Source organism: Bacillus cereus group sp. BfR-BA-01356, assembly GCF_022663635.1.
Lineage (GTDB): Bacteria > Bacillota > Bacilli > Bacillales > Bacillaceae_G > Bacillus_A > Bacillus_A cereus.
Genome location: NZ_JAKUFX010000190.1, coordinates 1 through 8,311, shown reverse-complemented (window position 1 = coordinate 8,311; position 8,311 = coordinate 1). Strand labels below are relative to the sequence as shown.

Here is an 8,311-nt window from a genome sequence, read left to right as displayed (position 1 = left end):
ATCTCTATCTCCAACGCTTGTTTCAATCATCTTAGTTTGATTTGACTGTTCATTTAATTTAATAGTTAATTCATCAATTTTATTATTCTGCATTAAAATCAATTCCTTTAACTCTTCAATCGCCTTATTATCCCCTCCGTTTTCAGGAGATATATCGGTTATAACTCGATTCTTATCCGAAATACCAAACTCTTCACCAACAAGTCTACACGATTCTTCTATAGTCCTTCCTGGTTCCGCCTTAACTAATAATAACCTCTTAAATACTTCTAAATCATATTCACTAAACATTACCTGTCCTTTTGAATCTCTTAAGAAGTTATATCCGGTATATCTCTCAAACATGCCATAATATTTTTTAAAAGTTGTATGATTAATATTTAATGTTTGTGCTGCTTGTTTTGTTGTTTGATATATAATAACCATTGCAATCACCTCACAAATTTACATTCGATATAACCGATATAACTCCTTGTTTTATAATTTATATAAACTTTATAAATCACAATAAAATTTCACGTCCCGTATTATTCCACAAAATTAAACCGTCCTTTTTAAAAAAAGGGACACAAAAATTTTTTATTCGTGGGATATTCCCACACCCTTTACGCTCACAGCGGGTGTCCCCCAAACAATGTTTGGGAGTACGCAATAGCTTGGTTTACTATTCCTTTAGGCAACCCTACGGGACATCAACTTTTATTTAAAAAACTTTTTACAAATCAAAAAACTTTTCTAAATAAAACTCCTTCGCCTTGCTACGGCTTCTTACAGGCTTTCCATTTCCATCTACCGATTCACATTTCAAACCTTCCAGAAGTGATTTTGCGTATTCTGATGAATATGTACATCGTTCCTTCTTTTAATCATTCTACCTTTATAGCTGAAGTTATATCGGCTATATCTTCTATAACTCACAATTAGATCCAACTATATATTAAATAACTCTATAGATAACTACCTTGTTAATATTTTTCATCCTCTTAACGCTTAACTATCCCTGGCGCGCATCCGCCTAAGGCCGAATGCTCGCCATACCTAACATAATCTTTAGGGCGTAAGCACTAATTCTGCGACAAATATTAAAAATATTTTTTCTATAGAATCTCTAAATATATACTTATCTCTTCTTGAGACCCCAACACTATATTCGTATTTAAACCTCCAACGATCCTGAATTTAGTCCTGCTGCCATTTCATTTTGATTTTTTTATAACGATTACTTGGATAAAAATCTTAATACTTCGCCCCAATATACTTCAAAAAATGTCTTCCCTAATCTTCGCCATTCCTCGCTAATTACCACAAACATTAATTATTTAATCTGTCGGATCTATTAGTAAGGCTACATCAAAACATTAGTAAAATAGACCTTATAAATGTTTTGTGACCACAAAACGCATTCCCTTTTTCAATCGTGGTCACAACTCTGTACACAATGAAAAATTATTCTATCAGGCTTTGACTGATACACGTAGACACAACTGTGTCCCTCTCCTTATCCTGCATTTTCTTTTTTTAATACAAAATATTTACCAGCTTAAAAAGCCATATAAACCTTTTTTAAAGAAGAGCATAAGGAAACCGAATCCCACTTTATAAAAAAAGTGGTGAAATAGGCTGAGCCTATTGGGTTTCTAGTTTGTGAATTGCGGGATGCCTTTTTGGGCTTTGTAGCCCGTTTTGTGTACGTTTAAAGCACTTTTGTGGCACGTTTTGTGTCCCTTGTAGCACGCTTTACGCCCCTTTAAATCAACGTTTTTTTTACTCATATGCGTTCTGTATGCGTTTTTGGTCATTTTATATGCGTTTTGTATGTGAAAAAAATTAAAAGTATGCGTTTTGTATGCGCCAAAAATGACCACTAAACGACCACGAAAACTGGGACACTTATTTATTAATTGGTGGTCACTGGGTGGTCATTTTTTCATTCTGATGGTCATTTGGTGGCACTAGTGGTCACTAAAAATGCACCAAAAAATTGAATTTGTGGTGAAATAAAAACGAAATTCAGCGAAGTTTTTTTCTGTTCACCTTCGCAACAACATAAAACAAAAGAATGATGATTAATTTTGGAGTATCCATACCTTAGTTGGAACTAAAAAATTGGTGTAGCCTTACCGTAGTAGGCATAAAAATAAAAAAAACGATATGTTAAAGCTATCCTTTTGGGTAACGTTAACATATCGTTTTTTTTATTCGCTAATACAATAATGCACATGGCTGCTATGCATTGATCCTCATCAACCTCTTCTTAAAAACTCCTATAAAACTATTAAAATATACAACATTTATAAATGGAATTTCATTTTATCTTTCACAAGAATTATCAATCTAAAAGCAAAAAAACCAATTTCCAATAGCATATTATATACAGTGAAAACCCATTGGAAACACATTGAAACTCCATTGATTTTCTCATATTTATGATATCACGTTTTTGTTAGGCTTTGTCTAACCTGTCACCTTTAGTGATAGCAAAAAAACCTTATGCTCTTCTATAAATAATCTGCATTTTATATAAATTTATATAAAACTATTTCTTAAATATATTATCTACCTCATCATAATCACGAAACGTCACTGTATCTTCACATTGAATATAAATTCCTTCTCCAAACCAAGCAAAATTCTTACCCCAAATCTTACGAAAAACTTCAAACAAACGTTCTTCTCCAGTATCCTTATCCAAAAGGACTCCTTCAATAATCTCATCATCAGTAAAAACCACTACATTTTGATTAGTTAATTTTTTAATCTTAGATTCTAAAAATTTGTCTTCTAACACAATAAAATCCCCTTTGATCTTCATTTTTTGTACGTGAAAAATACGTCTTTTTTCCGTACAATTTGTATTATACGATATTTTTCCGTACAATACAAGAAGAGGTGATAATAATGACAGATAAAAAAGAAAGAGTAGAAATGAGAATCCCACAATCAATATTAAAAAAAGTTGACGAATACAAAGAAGAAAACGGAATTTCTACTAGAACAGCAACAATTCTAGAACTTATAAGAAAAGGATTAAATAAATAAAAAAATAGAAGGGATAATATACATATCCCTTCTAACTAATATCTGATTCTATATAATAAATACGATCAATATAATCTAAATTCTCAATATAGCTCAACTTGCCTTGAGTGACTAAAAAATCTAAATAACTACAAACATGAACGTAGATATGAGGCTTTCCAGTAAGATAACGTTTATCTAAAGAGCCAACCTCTTTAATCATAAATTCACATAGTTGTCTCACACTTACAGAATTAACATTTTGTATAAACTGCAAAATAAATTCTTGTTCAACAAAACTTAAAAATTGATACGAAATGTTCTTCTCAATAGAAACAGGTTTCACTTTCACAGGCTGACTTCGTATAGTTTGAACATTATCATCATCTAAATTAAATCCAAAAACAATGTCTTCATCAAACAAAGAAGCTTGTCCTTCTTCTCTTTCCTCGTTTATTTCAAAATCTACAGAATCATTTTTCTCAACAATATTCTTCTTTAATGAATTATAACTTCTCAAATCATCTTTTAATCTCATAACCTGACGTTCTAATAAAGGTAAATCTAATTCTAAATGCTCTCTAATATCTATAGGTATAATCAAATCATTAGGAATAGAATCCATACCTAAGTTCTCAAATAAAGACCAACCAGATGAAATTTTAATCAAAATTTCATCTAACTCACAATCAATCTTATACATTCCCTTCAAAACTGCCTTAACAATACTAGAAGGTAAACCTGTATGTTTTTTAAAGTGATCCTTACTAAACTTTAAAATTTTATTAGTCACTAAATTCTTAACAATATATTGATAACGTAAAGGACGACCACACTCACACGGATGATCTTTCGAAACTTTTCCTGCATCAATATACTCAATAAACATCCATTGAGTAGATATATGTTCAGCATCCTCTTCAGATTCGCCACCTTTTAATCTAGCTAACACACTAGAGAATGCTGTCTGATTACCTCTCTTCAAAAAAATACGTAAATACTCTTGTTGTTCATCAGACAAACTACCCATTATTCTATCCCTATCTTCTGGATCTAAATAAGCACCATACATAAACAACAAATCCTTCCGAAAAATTAAATTAAATAGACCATGCTACAAATTACATATATAATACAATTAGATTCTTTAACAATCATTTCAGTCTTATGATTCTTCAACCCATTGAAGAATCTACATTTTTGTACATCTTCAGCCCATTGAAGATGTTTTTTTTATATCTAAAATCCCATTTACTAAATCAAAAACATTATTTAATGTTATATTCGAAACCGGTTCTGGAACACAATTTATCATAGTCGATAAAACCTTTTCATCCGGCACATAAACTTTTATATTTTTCTTCGCTCTTGTAATTCCTGTATATAATAAATTATTAGTATTTAATTTCGGCTGACTTTCTAAAAATACCGCCACATTCTCATATTCACTACCTTGAGATTTATGAACTGTAAATGCATAAGCTGGTACAATATTAACTGTATCTAAATATCTATAAAACACTTGCCTATCTTCAAAATCCAATTGAATTAAAATACCTTTATCATCATGATCAACAATTTTACCAGTATCACCATTATAAACCCTTCTAGATGAATCATTAGCAATGATCATGACTCTATCACCGATTTCATAACAATAATCATTAAAACACTTCGTAATTTTATCCTTATTAGCTTGAACTATTAAATTAATTTTCTTAGTCATTTTTTTTGTATTTGTTAAAATTTGATACCCCTGTTCCACAAGTGGTAAAACTAGTTTTTCTAATTGTTTTTCATCATATAATCTAAAATCAATTAATTCACGATTTAAAACTTTATATGCAAGCTCTAACACAGTATCTCCACTTCTAAAAACTTTTGTAAGTCTTATAGTATTTATAAAATCTAAACCTTCTAATTCAGGAATTACAGAAGAATCATTAACAGGTGGAAGTTGAGCATCATCACCAGCAAAAATAATCTTTGTATAACTAGGAACAGCTAATAATACTTTCATCAAAATATCTCTTGGTATCATACCTACTTCATCAATAATCAAATACTCACATTCTAAGTTATTATACTCATTCTTTAAAAAATTCGAATTCCAATTAGATGAACATGCTTTATGAACTGTCATAGGCTTGTATTCGGTTAATTCATGTTGACTCAACAATTCTTTAATTCGTACAGACGCTTTACCTGTATACGTTAAAATAAAAGTTGTACGTGGATTAGGCTTTAATTTTTTCAACAAATTAACTAAAGTATAAGTTTTACCTGTACCAGCTCGTCCTAACAATAATGTAATTTTATTTTCTACAAAAGATTTTAATAACTCTAATTGTTCTTTAGTTAAATCAGTCTCATCAAAAACAGTCGATAACTTATTTTTATATTCAGCAACTGAAACTTGAATTAAACGCTCATGAATTACATAGTTACAATTTATAAAATCATCTAAATCCAATGACTTTGAAAATTTCAATAAATCAATTGCATACTGATCCCTAAGCATTACAGAATGAAACTTAATAAAATCTTCTACACTATTTTCTAATACTTTTGGAACCTCATAACTTGTTGCATTAATTTGATAATCATATACTCCTAATTTCTTATACTTAGATTCTTCTTCACCTTTTTCATCAAACAACTTGATACAATTACTTGAACTAATTAATTTCTTAGCTATATCACCTTCCTTTTCCAATTCAGAAAAGGTTTCTATAGTCTCCTTAGTAACATATCTAGTAACTTTCGATACATAAAAAGAAACAATATCAGTATCTACAGTGTCATATGTAAGAGTTTTATTTCTCTCCATAGCATGATCCACAATATACGCATTATCATAAACCTCACTTACACCTTTAACTGTTATCTTCTTCATTAAATAATGAGAAACATAACGATTACATAAAAAATGATAATGAGGTTGTCCACTTTCATGCAACTCAACTACCCGAATGAATTTAAAATCTTCAAATTCATTCTCTTCAAAACGTCTTGAAATTCGTTCGTAGAACTGTTTATGTAACATTTCATCTCGCTTATTAACTTCATGAATAGCCGGAAATAACTTGTCTACTAAATGATTATATTTCTTATGGAATTCAATTTTTTGTTTAACATTTAAACGGTTATAATATACCTTTTTTAAATTTGCAACTTCAAAGATTGCATTTTTTCTTGAATAAATTGCAAGTTCAACATCAACGTCAAAATCTATCATTTTTTTCTTTTTCTTTTCATACCATTTTAAAGCTTTCTCATGACTAACTTTCTTTTTCTTCATATATCCATCAATAGTAAAATGTACTGATAACTCCCGACGTATCTTAGTGAAAATCTTTTCTAAATCATCCAATCCACTCTTAGAAGTAATAGTATTAAAGAAAAACAAACGTTCATGCTGAGAAAAATATTTAATTCGAAGTTGTAAACGCGCTGCAATGACCGGACCGCATACAGGACAAGAGAGCTGATTACAGGACATTCTTCGGATCATAACATCACCAGTAGCTTTTTCACGTAAAACAATGGTCCGCCGACCACACTTAGCAATATCCAAAGCCATAAAAGACAACCTTTCTAAGAAGTTAATCAAAAAGTGGAACTCTACCCCTATTATTATTAACTAGTTAAGTAGAAACTACATTAAACTATGAATTTACTTCTTTACTTTATCTAACTTTTCTCTATATCTTTTTAAAGCATCTTCAAGAAAAACACGATCTTTTACTAAACACTCAAGATTATCTAAATGATAAAAAATATAGTCAATATCATTTTCAATAAAAGATTTATTACTTAAATATTGTTCAATCTTTAAAAAATTGTCTTCACAAACCTTTTCTGAAGACAATAAAATACTTTCTAGTTCATTAATAACATTCGCATAATACGTTTTTAAATCCATAACAACACCTCTCTATAAGCAATTCCACAAAGTGCCCATTTACACAGTAAACTGTTAAATATGTTTTATTACATTCTCACAACGTTTACTAAAGTAAATATCAAGAATGTGCATGTAACCACTCCTTAAAATACTCAAACATCTCTTTAGAATCCTCTTCAAACATTGGCGAATCATAAATCCTTATAGACTCAAGACCCTCATAAAAAACAAAATGAACTCCAGTACCATTAAAAAGAAAAACTCCTTTTAAAGTTAGATCAGAAGATCTAAGATCATTTGAATTAAAATCATGAGAAATATGATTGGATTGAGAAGCCAATTTCATAACTTGCTTTGCAAAAAATCCACTCAATAAAACCCCTTCAAAATCACCATCTTCAGTTGTAGAAATGCTCGCATATTTACCAGGATTCTTCCTAATTAATTTCTTTATCTCTTTAATATTTTGCAAGATATCATTCCCCTTAAATATCTTCTTTCTTTAAAAATAAGCACATATAATTTTAATTCACATATGAATCCTAATGTTTTTGTCTCTTTAATTTTTCAACTGTTGTTTCATTTTTAAATACACGTTTATTCAGAACATCAATCTCAACATCTTTATCCTCAACTAACTTATATAACTTCGTAAAATTATCATCTATTTCCATTCGATGTGCTTGCATTTCTTTTCTAATTTCTTTTACCTCACTACCAATCGTATCTACTTTCGTATCAAGTTGATCCAATTTCTCTAAAATTTTTGTTAATGCATCATCCATATTTAATTCTCCTCCTAAAATTAAATTACAAACTAAACTTAGCTAAATTGTTATCCTTATTAACCACACTTAACAAATCTCCTTGAACCATTTGTTGTTGTTGTATTTGCGTATACATTTGTTGAAGTTTAGGTAACTCCTCAAACATTGTTTGTTGTTGTATATATTGTTCCAAAGCCAAATAAATTAAAGTAGATTTAGGTACACCAGTTCTAGCGCTTTTTTCATCTAACCAACCATTAACTTCTTTAGAAATACGAGTATTAACACGAACCATTTCAGCTTGTGGTTTTTTATTTAATTCTTCCATCTTGATCCTCCTTGATGTTTTATTAACACCAATTTTACATCAATAGAGTCTATAAAACAATAAAAAAAGCCTTTTCGGCTAAATTTATTTTCTGGAAAAATGCCACCATCTTTTTTTATTACTTGCCGCCACCATTCTTTTCACTTCTAGCATTTCTTTCATTAATCTAACCAATTGCTGATCTCTATCTCCAACGCTTGTTTCAATCATCTTAGTTTGATTTGACTGTTCATTTAATTTAATAGTTAATTCATCAATTTTATTATTCTGCATTAAAATCAATTCCTTTAA

10 protein-coding genes are annotated in these 8,311 nt (G+C 29.8%); 1 reads left to right on the top strand and 9 read right to left on the bottom strand.

Translation table 11 applies throughout. The features are described 5' to 3' along the window. Together MR168_RS31260 and MR168_RS31255 are read right to left on the bottom strand one after the other, a co-directional pair. A partial coding sequence (locus MR168_RS31260) for a hypothetical protein (RefSeq protein WP_242291729.1) occupies positions 1-426 on the bottom strand: 426 nt, incomplete at its 3' end. 2,110 nt (positions 427-2,536) lie between these two features. After that, positions 2,537-2,788: a hypothetical protein gene (locus MR168_RS31255; RefSeq protein ID WP_000888627.1), complete on the bottom strand. Its 252-nt coding sequence runs from the start codon at positions 2,786-2,788 to the stop codon at positions 2,537-2,539. A gap of 110 nt (positions 2,789-2,898) precedes the next feature. Here MR168_RS31255 and MR168_RS31250 point away from each other — a divergent pair, with 110 nt between their 5' ends. Beyond that, positions 2,899-3,039, top strand: coding sequence for a ribbon-helix-helix domain-containing protein (locus MR168_RS31250; protein ID WP_000130115.1), 141 nt, complete (start codon positions 2,899-2,901; stop codon positions 3,037-3,039). Between the two features lie 31 nt (positions 3,040-3,070). Here the strand turns inward: MR168_RS31250 and MR168_RS31245 are convergent, their stop codons facing one another. The 7 genes from MR168_RS31245 to MR168_RS31215 form a co-directional block, all read right to left on the bottom strand. Then, positions 3,071-4,090, bottom strand: coding sequence for a DUF3895 domain-containing protein (locus MR168_RS31245; protein WP_242291728.1), 1,020 nt, complete (start codon positions 4,088-4,090; stop codon positions 3,071-3,073). Between the two features lie 138 nt (positions 4,091-4,228). After that, entirely contained in the window at positions 4,229-6,601 is a 2,373-nt protein-coding gene (locus tag MR168_RS31240) for an ATP-dependent DNA helicase (protein ID WP_242291727.1), read from the bottom strand. Positions 6,602-6,694: 93 nt separating this feature from the next. Continuing rightward, entirely contained in the window at positions 6,695-6,943 is a 249-nt protein-coding gene (locus tag MR168_RS31235) for a hypothetical protein (RefSeq protein WP_000364675.1), read from the bottom strand. 100 nt (positions 6,944-7,043) lie between these two features. Next, entirely contained in the window at positions 7,044-7,397 is a 354-nt protein-coding gene (locus tag MR168_RS31230; protein WP_001179589.1) for a hypothetical protein, read from the bottom strand. Between the two features lie 70 nt (positions 7,398-7,467). After that, a complete protein-coding gene (locus MR168_RS31225; protein WP_242291726.1) occupies positions 7,468-7,710 on the bottom strand; it encodes a hypothetical protein in 243 nt (80 codons plus the stop codon). Between the two features lie 25 nt (positions 7,711-7,735). Then, entirely contained in the window at positions 7,736-8,020 is a 285-nt protein-coding gene (locus tag MR168_RS31220) for a hypothetical protein (protein WP_000391901.1), read from the bottom strand. An 84-nt stretch (positions 8,021-8,104) separates the two neighbouring features. Continuing rightward, on the bottom strand, positions 8,105-8,311 hold a 207-nt coding region (locus tag MR168_RS31215; RefSeq protein ID WP_242291725.1), incomplete at its 5' end, for a DUF3967 domain-containing protein.